General features: G+C 62.4%; 12 protein-coding genes. 2 read left to right on the top strand and 10 right to left on the bottom strand.

All coding sequences use genetic code 11. The annotated features are described in order from the left end of the window. Positions 1–69: 69 nt before the first annotated feature. From ssnA to mocA, 3 genes are all read right to left on the bottom strand, one after another. Positions 70–1398, bottom strand: a complete 1329-nt coding sequence (gene ssnA / locus AB5Y94_RS22090; RefSeq protein WP_324007667.1) for a putative aminohydrolase SsnA — start codon at positions 1396–1398, stop codon at positions 70–72. 30 nt (positions 1399–1428) lie between these two features. After that, positions 1429–4551: a putative selenate reductase subunit YgfK gene (ygfK, locus tag AB5Y94_RS22085; RefSeq protein WP_368206596.1), complete on the bottom strand. Its 3123-nt coding sequence runs from the start codon at positions 4549–4551 to the stop codon at positions 1429–1431. 420 nt (positions 4552–4971) lie between these two features. Then, positions 4972–5607 carry a molybdenum cofactor cytidylyltransferase gene (mocA, locus tag AB5Y94_RS22080; protein WP_259298774.1) on the bottom strand — a complete coding sequence of 212 codons (636 nt, stop codon included), beginning with the start codon at positions 5605–5607 and terminating at the stop codon, positions 4972–4974. On the opposite strand from mocA, the gene yqeC reads away from it, so the two are divergent. After that, a complete protein-coding gene (yqeC, locus tag AB5Y94_RS22075; protein WP_043171395.1) occupies positions 5606–6454 on the top strand; it encodes a selenium cofactor biosynthesis protein YqeC in 849 nt (282 codons plus the stop codon). The genes mocA and yqeC overlap by 2 nt on opposite strands. 19 nt (positions 6455–6473) lie before the next feature. Next, positions 6474–8066: a selenium-dependent molybdenum cofactor biosynthesis protein YqeB gene (gene yqeB / locus AB5Y94_RS22070; protein ID WP_368206595.1), complete on the top strand. Its 1593-nt coding sequence runs from the start codon at positions 6474–6476 to the stop codon at positions 8064–8066. A 72-nt stretch (positions 8067–8138) separates the two neighbouring features. Here yqeB and AB5Y94_RS22065 read toward each other — a convergent pair whose 3' ends face one another. From AB5Y94_RS22065 to AB5Y94_RS22035, 7 genes are all read right to left on the bottom strand, one after another. Further along, on the bottom strand, positions 8139–9062 hold the full coding sequence (locus AB5Y94_RS22065; protein ID WP_043171397.1) for a DMT family transporter: 924 nt from the start codon (positions 9060–9062) through the stop codon (positions 8139–8141). Between the two features lie 178 nt (positions 9063–9240). Next, positions 9241–10173: a carbamate kinase gene (arcC, locus tag AB5Y94_RS22060; RefSeq protein WP_043171398.1), complete on the bottom strand. Its 933-nt coding sequence runs from the start codon at positions 10171–10173 to the stop codon at positions 9241–9243. A gap of 95 nt (positions 10174–10268) precedes the next feature. Further along, positions 10269–11690, bottom strand: a complete 1422-nt coding sequence (gene hydA, locus AB5Y94_RS22055) for a dihydropyrimidinase (protein WP_043171399.1) — start codon at positions 11688–11690, stop codon at positions 10269–10271. 119 nt (positions 11691–11809) lie between these two features. Further along, on the bottom strand, positions 11810–13027 hold the full coding sequence (locus AB5Y94_RS22050; protein WP_043171400.1) for a YgeY family selenium metabolism-linked hydrolase: 1218 nt from the start codon (positions 13025–13027) through the stop codon (positions 11810–11812). Between the two features lie 123 nt (positions 13028–13150). After that, positions 13151–14350, bottom strand: coding sequence for a diaminopropionate ammonia-lyase (gene dpaL, locus AB5Y94_RS22045; RefSeq protein ID WP_043171402.1), 1200 nt, complete (start codon positions 14348–14350; stop codon positions 13151–13153). Positions 14351–14477: 127 nt separating this feature from the next. Next, the gene (gene ygeW, locus AB5Y94_RS22040; RefSeq protein ID WP_043171403.1) at positions 14478–15665 is read right to left on the bottom strand and encodes a knotted carbamoyltransferase YgeW; all 1188 of its coding nucleotides are present in this window, start codon (positions 15663–15665) and stop codon (positions 14478–14480) included. Positions 15666–16093: 428 nt separating this feature from the next. Further along, entirely contained in the window at positions 16094–18028 is a 1935-nt protein-coding gene (locus AB5Y94_RS22035; protein ID WP_368206594.1) for a sigma 54-interacting transcriptional regulator, read from the bottom strand. Positions 18029–18355 lie beyond the last annotated feature (327 nt).

Genomic DNA, 18355 nt, shown 5'->3' with positions numbered 1-18355 from the left:
ACTCTTGCTGCCCGCCGCCGGGGAGTTCCACAGGGCGGGCAATCCAGTCCAAACGTGCGGAGGGTAGCCTCAGGCCAGCTGATCCATCCGTTGCCACAGGCGGCTCGCCACCTTGCTGGCCTGCTGATAAATGGGCTCGACGTCAAAGGCGAACTCGCGATCCTGATAGACCATGCGCCCCTCGACCATCACGCTGTTGACCGAGGATGAGCCCATACCGAAGGCGAGATGGCCGCCGAGGTTGCGCGGCGCCAGCGGGGTCGGTGCGGCGTAGTCGCAGATGGTGAGGTCGGCCTTGTAACCCGGCTCCAGGCGGCCAAATTTGGCGCCGAAATTGCGTTCCAACAAGGTGTTGCCGTTCCAGAGGAACCGGGCAAAGCTGTCGGGCCACAGCGCGCCGCCGGCATCCTTGTGTTTGAAGTAGGCGAACTTGAGCTCTTCGAGCATGTCGGAGCCGATGCCATCGGTGCCGAGCGCCAGGTTGCGGTATTCCGGCAGGTGCAGGTTGTAGCCCACGTGGTTGTTCATGTTGGAGCGGGCGTTGTGCACCAGGAAGGCATCGCGGCTGTTGAGCAGCTCGATGTCAGCCGGGCTCAAGTAGATGCCGTGGGCGATCAGAGTCTTGCTGTCGACAAGGCCAAACTCGTCCAGCCGGGCGATGGGCTCCTTGCCATGATGGTGGTGGCCGTGGGCCATGTCGTATCTATCTTCCGCCACATGGATATGCAGCCCGCGACCGGTGACCTGCAGCGCTTCGCGCAGCATGGCCAGCCCCTCGTCAGGCACGGTGAAGGGGGCGTGAGCGCCGATATGGGCCTCCACCAGATAGGGTTCGCTCCCCTTGGCTTTGGCCGCATCGATCTGTTGGGCGAACAATATGTTCTCCTCCACCCCGGCCTGCAGTTCGGCCAGCCCCCCGTTACGATCCGTGGTCTCGAAGCAGGTCATGCCGCGCAGACCCGCCTCCATAAACCCTTTGCGCAGCACATTCAGGGAGCCCTTGATGAAGTTGGGCGAGGCATGGTGGTCGATCACCGCGCTGCAACCGCTCTTGATCGCCTCCAGCGAGCAGATGAGGCCGCTGTAGTAGAGGGACTCCTCATCGAGCGCCCGATCGAGCCGCCACCAGAGGTTTTTCAGGGTGGAGATAAAGTCCGGGCAGGGGGCGATGTTGGCCATGATCCCCCGCGACAGGCCGGAGTAGAAGTGGTTGTGGGCACAGACGATGCCCGGCATCACCAGCTTGCCGTCCATCTCCCGATAGTTGGCCTCCGGGTAGAGGGCCCGCAGATTGGGCCCCACCGCTTTGATGAGCGATCCTTCGATGGCGATATCCACCCCTTCCAGCACCAGGGTCGGCTCCAGCTGGACGGCGGTGACGTTCTTCAGAATAAACATGGTTGGCTCCTTCGCTTATTCGTGGTTCGCTCAGGCCTCGACGGCCCCCAGCAGGTAGTGGTGATGGGCATGGACATGGCTGATGATGCGGCACATGTCGCCAAGGGCAGCTGGCGCCTCCTTGATGCGGCTCTGGGCGTCTATGGTCAGGCGATAGGTCTCGCCGCCCTGACGCACCCGCAGCTCACCACACCCTTCGCCGGTTTGGGCCAGATAGAAACCGGGGTTGCGGCTGTTGTCGAAGTCCTCGGGCAGGCTGAAGATGGTGACCTTGTCCTGATAGGGCTTGCCCTGCCAGGGGCAGAACTGGGCGCAGTTGCCGCATTCGTTGCAGTAGGCATCCAGATGCAAGGTCTGGAACTGGTCCTTGAAGCCAGGCACCGCGATAGCGACGTTGGCCCGGTTGGGGCAGACATCCACGCACTTGCTGCAGAGGTAGTTGCACTCGAGGCAACGGTGCGCCTCTTGCGCCACGAAGGCATCGCGCTCGCCCTTGTCGACCAGGGTGACGGCGATGCTCCCCTTGCGGCGGTAGATCCCGTCCTTGCCCGACGGCTGGATGGTCACGTCACGCTGCTGGCTGGCGATATGCTCGCGGGCCAGCACCAGATCTGCGGCCCGGCGAGCACCACCGATGGCACCGACAATGGAGGACGGGCCGCTCTGCACGTCACCGATGAGGAAGACGTTGCGACGGCTGGTTTCGCCGCTCTGGCCATCCACCTCGGGCCAGCCATCGCTGCCAAGGGGAATGCCCATGGCTTTCAATACCTCGCAGTCAGGCTGCTCGCCGATGGCGGTGATCAGCGCATCCATCTGCATCACTTCGGTCTGCCCGGTGGGTACCGGACGGCGGCGGCCCTGCTCGTCGGGTTCCCCCAGCGCCATCATCCGCACGGTGAGCTTGCCATCTTTCTCAAAACACTCCGGGTTGGTGAGGAAGCAAAAACGCACCCCATCCTCCACCGCTTCCAGATACTCCTCACGATAGGCGGGCATCTCTTTCTCGCTGCGGCGGTAGATCACGGTCACATCGCTGACACCGGGCACCTTGAGGGCGGCGCGGGCGCAGTCCATGGCGGTGTTGCCGGCACCGATCACCGCCACATGGCGGCCCAGCGGCAGCGGCTTGCCCTGATTGAAGCTGCGCAGGAAGTGGAAGGATTTGTAAATCCGCTCGTGTCCCCCTTCGAGACGCATGCCGCCATTCTTGTCGGCACCGATGCCGACGAAGACATAGGTAAAGCCCTGGGCGTGCAGCTTGTCGACGGTGAGCGCCGGATCGCAGCCGAACTCGAACTTGACCCCGTGGGCGGCGACAAAATCGATGTCGTGCTGGATCAGCTCGGCCGGAATGCGGAACTCGGGGATGATGTGTTTGACCACGCCACCGGCATCCGCTTCGCGCTCGAACACGGTGACCGGGTGACCGGCGCGGGCCAGGAAGTAACCGGCGGAGAGACCGGCCGGGCCTGCGCCAATCACCGCGACCGGGTGCTTGTCACCGCTGCCTGCCGGTTTGTGCCAGCGGGCCTTGTACCCTTCCCAACCGCGCTCCAGCGCGACCTTCTTGAGCTCACGGATATTGAGAGGGCTGTCGTAATCGAGACGGGTGCAGTTGTACTGGCACTGGTGATCGCAGATGTGGCCGGTGATGGCGGGCAAGGCGTTGCGCTGATAAATCAGCTCAAGGGCTGCCACATATTCCCCCTCGCCCATCAGGCGAATGTACTCGGGGATATCCTGATGCACGGCGCAGGCGGTGACGCAGGGCGCCACGTAGCAGTCGGTCAGCGGCAGGCCGCCACCCACCTCAATGCGATCGTCGGACTTCCACTCCTTCTGGGTGTAATCCATGGTGAGCGCCTTGGCGGCAAGCGCCTCCAGCTTGGCCACATCCACCTGAGCCATGGCCCAGCTGTCGGAGGCGTCGACCTCGTTGAGGCACTCGATCTGGCGCAGATAGCCACCCGGTTTGAGCAGATCGGTGGCCATGGTGATGGGACGGATACCGGTCTCGAAGATCTCGGCGATGTTGAACTTGCTGGCACCGCCCGAATAGGAGATGGGCAGCTTGCCATCGAAGGCGCGGGACAGCACTGCCGCCACGTTGATGGAGAGCGGGAACAGCGCCCGGCCGGACATGTACATCTCATCACCCGGCAGCGCCCCCTTGCGGTTGATGGTGCCGAGGGTGTTGGTGAGCTTGACCCCAAAGGTGAGCCCCTTCTCGGCCCCCAGCGCCATCAAGCGGGTCAGCATCGCCTTGGCCTGATCCAGCTTGAGGTCGTGATCGAACGACGCTTCGCTCAGACCAATGTAATCAAAGCCACAGGTATCGAGGATCTCGCGCACCCGCGGGTAACCCAGCAGGGTCGGGTTCAGTTTGACGAAGGTGTTGAGCCCCTTCTCTTCCAGCATGTAGCGGCAGATGGCCTCAATTTCGTTCGGCGGGCAGCCGTGCATGGTAGAGAGGGTGACGCCGTGCACCAGCTTGGCCGGGATGCGCTCCACCAGCTGTTGCAGGCGATCGCGGCGCGCCCCCAGTCCCAGCTCGGCGATAAACTGCTCGTCAGCCACGAGGTCTCGCACCACCTGCTGATACTCGGCAAATTTCGGACTTTGGCTTGCATCCATCAGGCTGTGGATGAACTGCTGCATCGGCGGCTGTTTGATGCCATCGAGGTTGTACCCCACGCTCATGTTGAAGATGAAGGACTTGGCCTCTCCGTCGAGGCGCGGGTCGAACACCTCCTCCAGCAGGTAGAGGGCAAACCAGGCTTTCAGATACTCGTCAAACGCCTTGGGCAGGGTGAACTCGGTAGACCACTCGGTGTTGAAGCACTCGTCTTCGGCATCGATGCAGGGCTTTTCCAGTTCGAGACGGTCCAGGATCTGCACCGTCTTGAGCTCGATAAAGCGCCCGCCGGTCAGCCAGGAAGTGACGATGTTCTGGGCCAGCTGGGTATGGGGGCCGGCTGCAGGGCCGATGGGGGTCTCGCAGGTTTCACCGAACACCTTGATCTTGCGCTCGTCCTGCTTGCGATAGAATTGCGCGGCGGGAATGCCGAAGATGGATTGACTCGCTTTATATTCCGAGAAGATACGGACCAGAAGGTTCTTGAAGGGAACGGGTCGCATAATATCGCCCATGTTGATCTCCTTGCAGCGGCACTGCTCATTGACAGGGTGAATAAATGGGGCCCATCCACAACCACGCATAAAAAGCCCCTTGAAACTGACAAGAGCAACAATCAGGCCAGCGCCGGATCTTTTTATTTTTCAGCCATAAAAACGTGAGGCACCTCCAATTAATAAAACATCGAAAGCCGATACCAGTTTCGACAATGAGAGTGGCTATCAACACCGAAATTAAATAATGGAAACGCCGCCCTTGTTGCTGAAAATGATCTCACTTTGGCGCGGCGTTCTATCAGTTTGATAAAGAGCGAGACCATCGCCATTATCAGGCCGGCCAGGATGATAACGGCCGCTGTTGGCCCCTGATAACGGGTTAAACAAAGGGATAAATATGCAAACCAAGGCCGGGCAAGCTCCTGCCAGCCGACCGGTTCAGCGCTCGAATGCTTCGGTTGCCAGCAGCGCCTGATAGCGCTCCGGGGTGTCCACATCCTGCAGGATGGCGCCGCTCTGCACCTCGATGAAACGATGGGGGTGCGTCAGCAGCCAGCGGCGCACCGAACCCTGTGCCGGCGCCGCCGCCAGTGCCATGGCAAGGGCTCTGGGCAACAGCACGGGGTGGCCCGCCTCCCCCTGATAAGAGGGAAAGAGGGTCTCGTCCCCCCGCGCCTGCCAGAGCGTGCGGTACACCTCGGGGGGGATGCAGGGCAGATCGCCGTGGCTTATGAAGAGGTGATCGCTGGTACAGGCGGCGACCCCCGCGCGGATGGAGCTGCCAAGCCCCTGTGCATAATCATGGTTGTGCACCAGCCGGATACGGGGGTGATTGGCGTAGCGGCTGATCAGCTCATCGGCGCGATGCCCCACCACCAGAATGACCCGGTCACACAGCACCAGGGCATTTTTGAGACTCTCATCAAGAATCGTGCTCTGGCGATACGGTAGCATCAATTTCCACGCGCCCATTCGTGATGAGAGTCCGGCCGCCGTAATTAGGCAGTCGCACCGCTCGCGCGAATGCCAGTGCTTCTCACTGACCGCGCCTCTATTTTCATCGGTCGTCGCCATGGCTATTTCATCACCCATTCTGCTCACCTCGCCAAATATCGAGAGTGTATTAAACCCGCTCACCGAAAATATTGATGGGCGTACCACTTTAATTAGTCTTTGCGGCGCCGGGGGTAAAACCAGCACCCTCTTCTGGCTGGCCGACTATTTCCATCAACAGGGCAAGAAGGTGCTGCTCACCACCAGCACCCGGATGTTTCTGCCCGCCCCCTCCCCTCGGCGCACCCTGCTGATCGAGGCCGACCCCATCCGGCAGCTGACCCGCTGCCAGGCCCTGCCCGATGAACCGATGCAGCTGGTGCTGTTCAGCCACCTCGATCGGGCCAGCGGCAAGGCGGTGGGGCCGAGCCCCCAGCAGATCGATCTGCTCAAGGGGCAGCAACGCTTCGACATCATCCTGGTGGAGGCGGACGGCGCCCATCACAAGTTATTGAAAGCGCCCGCTTTGCACGAACCTTGCATTCCTCGGCACAGTGATTGGGTGATCGCCTTGGTGGGCGGCGCCATGGTGGGCGCCAGCGCCGACCCGGCGCAGATCCACCGCTGGGCCGAGTTCCAGGCCCTGTGCGGGATTGCGGCCGGTGAACGGCTCGACTGGGCCCTGTTTGAGCGGCTCATCGCCCACCCCGAGGGGGCGTTCAAAGGCACCCCGCCCGGGGCGCGCCGGGTCTGGTTTATCAATGGCGATTATCAAAATGAGCAGCAGTGGCTACCCGCCCTGATATACCTGCTGCAACGTCACCCCGAGCTCCACGCCATCTGGCAGGGGGCCGTGCGTGAACCCGGTGCCATTCACCATGTTTGCTGTCGGCCTGCCCCCGAAGCCGCGCAGTCGCTGACCCGTTAAGGATGATACGAGGTACCTTATGAATCTGTTTGCACACGCTGCCCGACTGGAGCAGGAGAACACCCCCTTTGCCATGGCCCAGATCATCGAGAGTCGCGGCTCCACCCCGCGCCATCAGGCCCAGATGCTGGTGATGGCCGATGGCCGGATCCTCGGCACCATAGGCGGCGGCATGATAGAGCGGCTGGTGATAGAGGAAGCCGTGGCCGCCATTGCCGAGCGCAAACCGCGTATCTTCCACGGCCGGATGGCCCGCAACGGCGAACATGCGGTGGGCTCGGATTGCGGCGGCGCCATGTCGGTCTATATCGACGTCTACGGCCTGCGCCCCCGCCTGGTACTGATCGGTGCCGGTCACGTCAACCGGGCGCTGGCCCATGCCGCGGCGCCGCTGGGCTTTGATATCCACGTGGGGGATTGCTTCGAGGGGAGCCTCAGCCAAGATCGTTTCCCGGCCGGCACCCATCTCAAACAGGCCGACACCATCAGCGCGGTGATCGAGCAGCTTGCCATCGAGCCCGCCAACTTCGTCATCATCGCCACCAACCATCAGGACAAGGAGGCACTGGATCGGCTCATCAGTCGTCCCCTCACCTACCTGGGGCTGCTCGCCAGCAAGCGCAAGGTGCAGACTTTCACCCAGGCGCTGCGCCAGCAAGGGGTGAGTCAGGCCCAACTGCAGCGGCTGCACGCCCCCATCGGCTACAACATAGGTGCCGAGACCCCCGAGGAGATCGCCATCAGCATCCTCGCCGAGCTGCTTCAAGTGAAAAACGGCAAAGCGGGTGGTCTGATGCAGGATGATGTGCGCCTCAAACGGGATCAGCTGGTGGTGATGCGCGGCTCCGGCGATATCGCCACCGGGGTGGCGCTGCGCCTCTACCATGCCGGCTTCAAGGTAGTGATGCTGGATCTCGACAAGCCGACCGTGATCCGCCGCACCGTCGCCTTCGCCCAGGGGATGTTCGACGGTGAAACCCGCGTCGAGGGGGTACGTGCCAAGCGGGTGGAGAGCGTCGAGCAGGCGTTCGAGCAGCTGGATCGGGGCATTATCCCGCTGCTGGTTGACCCCGACTGCGCCACTCTTGCCGAACTCAAGCCCCGCTATCTGGTGGATGCCATCCTCGCCAAGCAGAATCTCGGTACCCACAGGGAGATGGCTCCCATCACGGTGGCCCTCGGCCCGGGGTTTGAGGCGGGCCGCGACTGCGATGCGGTGATCGAGACCAACCGTGGTCACCATCTGGGGCGGGTCATCTATCAGGGCCCTGCCCAGCCCAATACCGGCATTCCCGGGGTGATCGAGGGGCACTCCGCCCGCCGGGTGGTGCGCGCCCCCGTCGCCGGCGTGATGAAGAGCCTGATCAGGCTCGGCGATCTGGTGCAGGAGGGAGACGTGATCGCCCATGTGGGGGACGCCCCCATTATCGCGCCGCTCTCTGGCATGGTGCGGGGGCTGCTCAGCGATGGCATCGAGGTGACCGTCGGCTTCAAGATCGGTGACATCGACCCCAGAGGCGAGCGGGCCGATCCCACTACCGTCTCTGACAAGGCGCGCGCCATCGGCGGCGCCGTGCTGGAGGCCATGATGCATCTGGCCCAGCGCAGATAAGAGAGTGTTCTTAAAACCAGAAGGGCCCGCCATGATGGCGGGCCCTTTTCCATTCTTGTTCCTCTAATCAGCTTAGCCCTGCTTGACCCGGGTCTCCCCCGCCACCGACACCACAGAGCGCTTGCCCTTGCGGCTGATAACGATAAGCGCCAGCACGATAAGGGCGATGCCGCTCCCCTCCACCGGCCCCGGGTTTTCACCGAGCAGCCACCAGGAGAGCAGCACGCCGCTCACCGGCACCGCCAGGGTACTGAGCCCGGCGATCCCCGCCGGCAGCTTTTTCAGCACGAACAGCCAGAGGCTCCAGGCCAGCGCGGTAGCGAAGATGGCGCTGTAGGCAAGCGCACCAAACACATAGGGCTGCCAGTCGATGGGGCGCTCCGGCACCAGCGCCGCCACCAGCGCCATCACCAGGGTGGCGTAGATCATCTGCCAGGTGGTGAGGGACATCAGATCCACCGCGGGGTGGCGGGCATACATCCGCTTGGCAATGATGGCGCTGATCCCCCAGCAGATGCCGGAGGCAATCCCCAGCAGCGCGCTCTTCATGGAATCCAGGTGTAGCTGCCAGGGCTCGATCACCAGCAGCAGGCCGCAGGCGGCTACCCCGACCGCCAGATAGTGCAGCTTGCGCATCCGCTCACCTAAAAAGAGCGCCGCGAAGATCACCACCCAGAACGGCATGGTGTAACTCAAAATGGCCACCTTGCCCGCCCCGCCGCTGATGAGTGCCCACTGGGCCAGCCCCACCATGCCGCAGGTCTGGAACAGGGCGATGGCGAGGGTATAGCGAAACGGGGTGGGCCTGAGATAACGGCGGCCGCGCAGGCACTGCACCAGCAGCAACACCAGGAATCCGCACAGGCAGCGCAGGGCGGTGAACTCGAACGCCCCCGCGTAGAGCATCACCTGCTTCATCACGATCCAGCTGTAACTCCAGATGGCGGTGAGCAGGACCAATCCCCCCAGCGCCGCCATGTTCAACTTGCTATTCATTGTGCTGCCTTGTTGCTGCGGTCGGTGCGTCCGCCATTCGGGGCGCCATCTTACTCCTCTGCCGCCCCCCTGCCCACCGCGGATAAGAGCTGGCCGGCCCATGCTTCCCTCTGCCAATCCCTGGTACCAGCCAACAGAAAGGGGGCCGACGGCCCCCAGGTTACAACCTTGCTCGCCCCTACTGGCTTATCAGGGTGCCGGTCTTGCCGGCAATGCCGTCGGCGGCCTTCTCCAGCAGGGTGATGAGGGATTTGCGCCCCGCCATGGAGGTGGCGAACGAGAGCGCCGCCTCCACCTTGGGCAGCATGGAGCCTTTGGCAAACTGCCCCTGCTCGATAAAACGCAGGGCATCCCCCACGCTCAACTGATCGAGCCACTGCACATCGGGCTTGCCGAAGTTGATGGCGACCTTCTCCACCGCGGTGAGGATGATCAGCATGTCGGCGTCAATGAGCTCCGCCAGCCTGGCACTGGCCCAATCCTTGTCGATCACCGCGCTGGCACCGCGCAGGTGATTGCCCTCCCGCAGCACCGGAATGCCGCCGCCACCGACGGTGATCACCACCTGACCGGCGGCCAGCATGGCAGAGACGGTCTCCTTCTCGATGATATCGACGGGTTTGGGGGATGCGACCACCCGGCGATAGCCACGACCGGCATCCTCTTTGAGCCGCTCGCCCCTGGCCATCAATACCTCGGCCTCCTCCTTGCTGAAGAAGCCGCCGATGGGTTTGCTCGGGTCGAGGAAGGCGGGATCGTTTTTATCCACCTCAACCTGGGTCACCAGGGTGGCCACCGGTTTGTGGATACCGCGCTCCAGCAAGGCCTCGCGCAGGGCGTTTTGCAGGTCATAGCCGATGTACCCCTGGCTCAGGGCCACGCAGACCGACATGGGCAGGTGGGGCGCCTTGGGATCGTGGCGGGCCGCCACCTCGAACGCCTGCTGGATCATCCCCACCTGCGGGCCGTTGCCGTGGGTTACCACCACCTCGTGCCCCTGGGCAATCAGGTCGGCAATGGTGCCCGCCGTGCTCTGCACCGCCTTCATCTGCTCGGGCAGGTTGTTGCCCAGCGCATTGCCGCCAAGGGCCAGTACGATTCGCTGTTTCATCTTGTTATCTCCAGTGAGGGGACAAGCCGGCGCGATACCGGCCCACCTTTCGTTGTTCACATAAGCTTGCGGGTTAGCCTGTTTCGAACGGATTGTCAGCCGGCCACTGTGGAGCAAGGCGATTGCAGCTCCGGCGCCAACGCCGGATCAAACGGCGCTCTGGCCAGAAAGCGGCCATGACCGCGTCGCCCCAGAAACTCGCCGTCGCGGGCCACGATCTCGCCGCGACTCAGGGTCATCCTGATCCGACCGGGGCAGCGCATCCCCTCGTAGGGGCTGTAGTCACCGTTGTCGTGTAGCGCGGCGTGACGGATCAGTGTCTCGCCACGGGGATCCATCAGCACCAGATCGGCGTCAGACCCAAGTTGCAGGTTGCCCTTGCGCGGCCAGAGGCCAAACAGGCGCGCCGAATTGGCGCTGGTGAGCGCCACGAAGCGCGACGGCGAGATGCGCCCGCCGAGCACTCCATGGGTAAACAGCAGCAGCATGCGGTTCTCGACCCCGGGCAAGCCGTTGGGGCAGCGGCTGAAATCGCCGCCTGACAGGGTCATGCGCTGGGCGTGGGAGAAGTTGCAGTGATCGGTCGCCACCGTGTCGATATCGCCCGCAGCGATACCAACCCACAGCTTGTCCTGCTCGCGGCGTGAGCGCAGCGGCGGGCTCAGCAGATAGTCGACCCCGTTCTCCTTGTAATAACACTGCTCATCGAGCAGCAGATATTGCGGGCAGGTCTCCACCCAGACCGGCTGGCCCTGGCGGCGCGCCAGTTTCAGATACTCCAGCCCCAAGCCATTGGAGAGATGGACGATATAGAGGGGGGCATCCACGGCCAGCCGGGCCAGGTTGATCATGCGCCCTATGGCCTCGGCCTCGCACTCGAGGGGGCGGCTCAAGGCATGGTAGTAAGGGGCCGTGTGACCGGCGGCGAGCAAGGCGGCGCGCCGCTCGGCGATGGCGGCGTCATTCTCCGGGTGGACGGCGGTCAATGCCCCCACCTCTTTGAGGCGCGTCAGCGCACGCAGCACGTCTGTGTCCCCCAGCTTGTACTGGTAGGTGAGGTAGAGCTTGAAGCTGCTCACCCCCGCCTCCACCATGCAGGCCATCTCATGGAGGATGGCGTCATCCACGTGCTGCACCACGCCGTGAAAGCCATAGTCGATCACCGCCTGATCGGCGGCATAGTCGTGATAGCGGGCCAGCTGGTGATGCAGGTTGCATCCCGCCGGGCCAAATCCCATGTGATCGATGATGGTGGTGGTGCCCCCACAGGCGGCGGCACGGGTACCGCTGAAAAAGTCATCGCAACTGCGGGCAATCCCGACATCGATGTTGAAGTGGGTATGGACGTCGATACCGCCCGGCATCACGTAGCAGCCACTGGCATCGATCAGCTCGGTCTCGCCATCGGGCTCGATAGCGGCGGCCCGAGCGCGGATCACTCCGTCTTCGATCAGCAGATCCTGACGATATTCTCCCTGTGCATCCACCAGCACGCCGTTCTTGATCAGCCGTTTCATCCCCACCCCCTCGCACATCAGCTCGCGTCAAACAGCAAGGCCCCGCCTCAACATAGACGGGGCACTGGCCACACGTGCAACAGCCGGACGGTGATGGCCATCACCGTCCGGCAGACCCCTTACTTGTCCAGCTCGGCCAGATAGAGCATGGGGATCACGGCGTACATGGCGGCGCACTTGACCAGATGCTCCTTCCAGGTCTTCTCGTTCGGCGCGTGGGCCTCCGGCTCTTTACCCGGGCCAAAACCGATGACCGGAATACCGTGGCGGCCCATGATGGAGACCCCGTTAGTCGAGAAGGTCCACTTGTCCACCACCGGCGCCTTGTTGAACAGCTGGGTGTACGCCTTGGAGAGGGTCTTGACCGTGATGTGATCCTCTTCCACCTTCCAGGTCGGGAAGTAGCACTCGGTCGGATAGACCAGGCCGGTGTAGGCCGGACGGTCGTACTGGTACATGGAGACCTCGGCACCGGCGGCTTGCACCGCAGGCAGGGCGCGGATCTCGTCGAGCGCCCCTTGCCAGGTCTCGCCCCAGGTGAGACGGCGGTCGATGGAGACGGCGCAGCTGTCCGCCACGGCGCAGCGGCTTGGCGAAGTGAAGAAGATCTCGGAGACGGTCAGGGTGCCCTTGCCGAGGAAGTCGTCGTTGCCGAGGTTGTGGCTGAGTTCCTGCAATTCGCCGAGGATAGGGCCCATCTTGAAGATGGCGTTGTCACCGCGCTCCGGCGCGGAGCCGTGGCAGCTGACCCCCTGCACCTCGACGCGGATCTCCATGCGCCCGCGCTGGCCGCGATAGATGTTGCAGTCGGTCGGTTCGGTACTGACCACGAATTCAGGGCGGATCTTGCTCTGCTCGATGATGTACTGCCAGCAGAGGCCATCGCAGTCCTCTTCCTGTACGGTACCGGTCACCAGCAGGGTGTATTCATCTTCCAGCCCCAGATCCTTGATGATCTTGCCGGCGTAGACCATGGAGGCCATGCCCCCTTCCTGATCCGAGGCGCCGCGCCCGCCGATGATCTCGTGATCCTCCATCCCCTCATAGGGGTCGAAGGTCCAGTTGGCCATGTTGCCGACCCCCACGGTATCGATGTGGGCATCCATGGCGATCAGGTGCGGGCCGTGGCCAATATAGCCCAGCACGTTGCCCATGGGGTCGATCTCGACCTTGTCAAAGCCAACCTTCTCCATCTCCTGCTTGATGCGCAGCACCACCCGCTCTTCATCGCAGCTCTCACTCGGGATGGCGATCATGTCGCGCAGGAACTGAGTCATCTCGGCCTTGTACTGGTAGGCCTTCTCCAACACCATTTCAAACGGAATTTGCTTGCTCATTGTGATTCTCCATAACAGCTGAGAGTGCGCGACCTGTTCATCGGCAGCGCCCTGTGCCCGTTACCGCGCCCCGTTGGCGAGGCGCGATCAGTTCTTCAATTCGTGTCTCTGTTCTCGCAGGGATTAGTCGCAGGCGGGGTGCTTGCCTTCCCACACCACTTCCCGGTAATGGGCCACATCGGTGTCCCCTTCGGTGTTGATCACCAGCACCACCGACTGCTCATCGAGCCCCAGCCGGGCCATCAGCGCCGCGCGATCCGGGTGGTGGCGCACCGCCGCCAGCACGCCGGTGCCGACCGAGCCGGATTCGCCGGAGATGATACGGGGATCATTGCCAAGGGGGTTGCCGAGCACGCGCATGCCGAGCGCCGACACCTTGTCGTGACAGGAGATGAACTGGGTAGTGCAGCCGCGCAGCACAGGCCAGCCGAGGGGATTGGGTTCGCCACAGGCGAGACCGGCCATGATGGTGCGCATGTCGCCCCCCACGTTGACCATCTCCCCCGCCACGCCGGAGCGGTAGATGCAGTCGGCCTGATCCGGCTCGACGACTATGCTGTGCAGGTTCTTCGCCCCGAAGCAGTCCACCAGATAGCCGAGCACGCCGCCCGCCAGCGCCCCGACCCCGGCCTGCAACAGCACGTGGGTGGGCTGTTTGATGCCCATGGCCTGCATCTGCTCGACCGCTTCGTCGGCCAAGGTGGCGTAGCCCTGCATGATCCAGGTCGGGATCCTGGTGTACCCCTCCCAGGCGGTGTCCTGCACTATGTACCAGCCGCGCTCCTCGGCCATCTTCATGGTCAGGCGCACTGTGTCGTCGTAGTTCATGTCGGTGACGATGCACTCGGCCCCCAGCGCCAGGATGTGGTCCACCCGCTCCTGGGCCGAGCCCTTGGGCATGTAGACCACCGCATGCTGACCCACCTGCTTGGCGGCCCAGGCGACGCCACGACCGTGGTTGCCGTCGGTGGTGGTGGCGAAGGTCATCGGCTCCTTGATGGTGCGCTTGATGAGATCGAAGGTGAAGTCCTCCACCGCCACCCCGTATTTTTCACAGAGCAGGTTGGCGATGGCGTAGACGCCACCCAGCATCTTGAAGGCGTTGAGGCCAAAGCGTTTGGACTCATCCTTCACCAGGATGTTCTTCACCCCGATATAGGCGGCAAGCGCCTTCAGATCGCACAGGGGGGTGGGCTCATAACCGGCCAGTTTTTTATGAAAGGCGCGGGCCTTTTGCGCCTCGGCACAGGAAAACAGGGGCAGCGACTCACCGGTAAAGAAACGGTTATCGGCAATCTCCATCTTCAGGGAAAATTGGGACATGAATACCTCGCAAAGAGTCATCTCGCCGGGGATCATCGAGTGAAAAGCGCCCCGGGGAGAGAACCCGTGACAATCATTGCGTGATGACGACGGCCGGGCGGGACTTATTTCCCGCCCGGCCAGGCCATTATTTGACGCGTTTTTGCGCCTCTTTTATCAAGCCTTCGAGGGCGGCGCCCGGTGCCGAGAATTTACGGGCGACAATCATGGCGGCGATAATATAGGGCTTCCAGCTCGCCTCTTTATAAGTGGCGATCCGGTATTTCTCGAATACCCCTTCACTCACTTCCCCTTCCTTGCAGGAGACGCCGGAAATATCCGCCGGCAGGCAGTGCATATAGAGCGCTTCACCCCCCTTGGTAAGGGCCATCATCTCTTCGGTGCAGTGCCAATCCTTGTGCTTGGCGTTTTGCGCCAGGCAATGCTGCTCCAGCTCCTTGAGGCCGGCGTGGTCATTGGCCCGCAGCAACTCGGTGCGTTGCTCCATCACCTGATAGGGCGCCCAGGACTTGGGATAGACGATATCGGCATCCTTGAACGCCTCTGCCATGGAGGTAACCTGGCGGAAACTCCCGCCGGAGGCCTTGGCATTCTCCCTGGCCACCTCGATCACGTCCGGGATCAGGTCATACCCCTCCGGGTGGGCCAGGGTCACGTCCATGCCAAAGCGGGTCATCAGGCCGATGATGCCCTGCGGCACGGAGAGCGGCTTGCCGTAGCTCGGCGAGTAGGCCCAGGTCATGGCAATCTTCTTGCCCTTGAGGTTCTCGAGGCTGCCGAAGTGCTCCTGCAACCAGGCGAGATCAGCCATGGACTGGGTCGGGTGATCAATGTCGCACTGCAGGTTGACCAGCGCCGGGCGCTGGGGCAGCACCCCCTTCTCGAACCCTTCGTCGAGCGCGGCGCCCACTTCACGCATGTAGGCGTTGCCGGCCCCCAGGTACATGTCGTCGCGAATGCCGATGGCATCGGCGCAGAAGGAGATCATGTTGGCGGTTTCACGCACCGTCTCGCCGTGGGCAATCTGGGACTTGCCCTCGTCCAGATCCTGCTGGGTCAGGCCCAGCAGGTTGAGGGCGGAGGCGTAGGAGAAGCGGGTACGGGTGGAGTTGTCACGAAACACCGAGATGCCAAGACCGGTATTGAACAGCTTGGTGGCGATGTTTTCGGCACGCAGTCCCTTGAGGGCCTCGGCCAGTTTGAGCACCAGCGCCAGCTCCTGAGGGGTCTGCTCCCAGGTCAGCAGGAAATCTTTTTCATGCAGGTTGGACTTGAGTTCATTGATCTCTTTGATTAACTGGTTCACTGCTTTCATCGTTAGCCCCAATCTGTTGATGAGAAATGCATTGCTCCCCTTCCACTCACAGGTCACCGAAACAAGGGCCATTGGGTGAGTTCATCGGTCAGCGTCAAATAAGGGCAATCAATAAGTGTGCCAACGCATAAATAAGCGGGAAATAACCAGAAAAGGCGTCTTGAATGTGAGCCGGCGCACAGCCTGAGGCTATATGGCGCCCCGCCAAGGCAGGTGAGTCGGCTTATTTTCCAGCTGATGGCTGAACGCTGCTGAAATAGCGCGAGAATAGTGCGAGAAGAGACGAAGCCGGCCCTGATAATTATCAGTCCGGCTATCACCAGCACCTGCCAATTGATAGAAAGCAGGGCCACATTCTCATAATGATAACGCCGCGATTGTCGGTCGCGGCGCGGTCAAACGGGGCCGCCAGGCGACCCGAAGCGGGATCAGGCCTGCACGGCTATCTCGTACTTCTTTATCTTGCGATAGAGGGTGGCGATGCCGATCCCCAGAGCCTGGGCGGCCAGCTTCTTGTTGCCAAGGCGCTGCAGGGTCTCCTCTATCATCTGCTTTTCCATGTTCTCCAGCCCGTTTTCGCCAAGTGGCAGCGCCAACCCGCGCTCGACCTGGCCGGCAGCCGACTCTGGCAGGCTTGCCTCTGGCGATGACCAGGGCGTCCCGCTAGCCGATGCCGGGTTGCCAGCGGCAGGGCTGAGCGCAGGGTCGGCCAGCACACCATGGGGATAAGGGTCGGGTGAGAGCGGCATACGCGCGATCTGCGCCGTGCTCCGAGGCGGCTCGTCCGTCCCACTGCGCTGGTTGCGCAGGATATTGGGGGGCAGCAGGATGCTCTCGATCACCTCCCCCGCCTGCACCACATTCACCAGGTACTCGATGAGGTTGCTGAGCTCGCGCACGTTGCCGGGCCAGCGGTAGCCCTCCAGCAGTGCCATTACCTCCGGGCTCAGCCCCGGATACAGCAGGCCGATGCGGCTGGTGTGCAGGTTGAGGAAGTAGTGGGTCAGCAGCGCCACGTCCCCCTCCCGTTCGCGCAGGGGCGGCAGGTGGATGGGAATGACGTTGAGGCGATAGAAGAGATCCTCGCGAAACTTGCCCTCGGCGATGTACTGCTCCAGATGCTGGTGGGTCGCGGCTATGATACGGATGTCCACCGGCACCGGCCGGCTGGCGCCGATGGGGGTCACTTCCCTCAGCTCCAGCACCCGCAGCAGCTTGGCCTGCATGGTGAGCGGCATGTCCCCTATCTCGTCGAGAAACAAAGTCCCCTGCTGGGCGGCCTGGATCAGCCCCTGCTTGCCGGTGCTGGAGGCGCCGGTGAAGGCCCCCTTCACGTAACCGAACAGCTCGCTCTCGAGCAGCTGCTCGGGGATGGCGGCGCAGTTGATGGCGATGAAGGGCTTGTCGCGGCGCGGGCTGAGCCGGTGGATGGCGCGGGCCACCACCTCCTTGCCGGTGCCGCTCTCGCCGCACACCAGCACGCTGGAGGGGCTAAGGGCGATGCGATGGAGCAGCTTTTTCAGGGCCCGCATCGGCTTGCTCTCCCCGATCAGCATGCTGACTCCCTCGTCGGGCTCCAGCGGCTGACTCGGCGTACCGTGGGACTGGTGAAACGCCATCAGAAACAGCTGCTGGCCCTGCACGTGGTGCAGCTGGCCGATGATCAGCTCCTGACGATCCCCCAGAGTGACGATGTGCTGCAGATGACCGGTCAACCCCTGCTGGGCAAAGGTGAGCGGGCGCAGCCCTATCTCGCAGCCCAGCAGCGCCTCCTGCTGGCAGTTGAGCTGCTTGAGCGCCACCTCGTTGGCGTAAAGCAGCTGGCTCTTCTCGTCGAGCAGCAGGCAGCCCTGATCCATGTGGTTCATCAGGCTGAGGAAGACCTTGTTGACCCCGTCCGACAGCCCGCGCGAGTCGAGCAGCTTGGCGACGAAGATGCTGGAGATGTGCTGCACATAGTCGCACACCTCCTGCAGGTTGTTGTTGAGGCGGGCCTGCTGCTCCGGGTTGAAGGCCACCAGGCTGATCACTCCGATGCAGTTCTCCTCCACCATGATGGGCACCCCGAGAAAGGCCCGCTCCCGGCAGCTCTCCTTGCAGCTGCACCCCTCACAGACCGGATCCTCGCTGGTGTGGGTGACGATCTTCTCGCGCTGATGCTCGATGACGTAGCGCAACAGGCGGGAGTCCCCCTCCAGCTGGCGACCGAAGAACTTGCCGTAAGGGCCGGTTCCCGCCACCCGCACCATGTTGGCGTCCACGATTTCCACTTCCAGTTGCAGCACGCTGGCCAGCATCTTGGCAAAGCGCAAAATGGTGGGCTGGATCTGCATCAACAAACATTGGTTACTGACGGACATCATGTTGTAAATCCCCTGGCTCCCACCCCGGGTGGGATTCATGCTGGCCAGATACTATGCCAATTCGGCAGCAACGACTTCGCCGAGGATCACGAAAAGGGAACTTGCACCCGCCCCGCATCCCGGAGTGAGAGCTGGCGCAGCATCTCAATGGGAATCCTTCATTTTCTATTTGTAGGATAAAATTTTTATTTAGCATTCAAAGCGATGAGCTATTTTTACACCAGTTTTTATGTATGAAGAGTTGGTCGAAGCGATCGAACTGAGGCCCTAACGAAATACGATTATCAGCAAAGAGAGCCTGGCTGTATTCCATGACTTTCCCAGCGA

The sequence above is a fragment of the Aeromonas sp. s5 genome, from assembly GCF_040907865.1.
Classification (GTDB): domain Bacteria; phylum Pseudomonadota; class Gammaproteobacteria; order Enterobacterales; family Aeromonadaceae; genus Aeromonas; species Aeromonas dhakensis.
The sequence above is the reverse complement of the archived record's forward strand: the minus strand, read 5'-3'. Positions and strand labels throughout refer to the sequence as shown.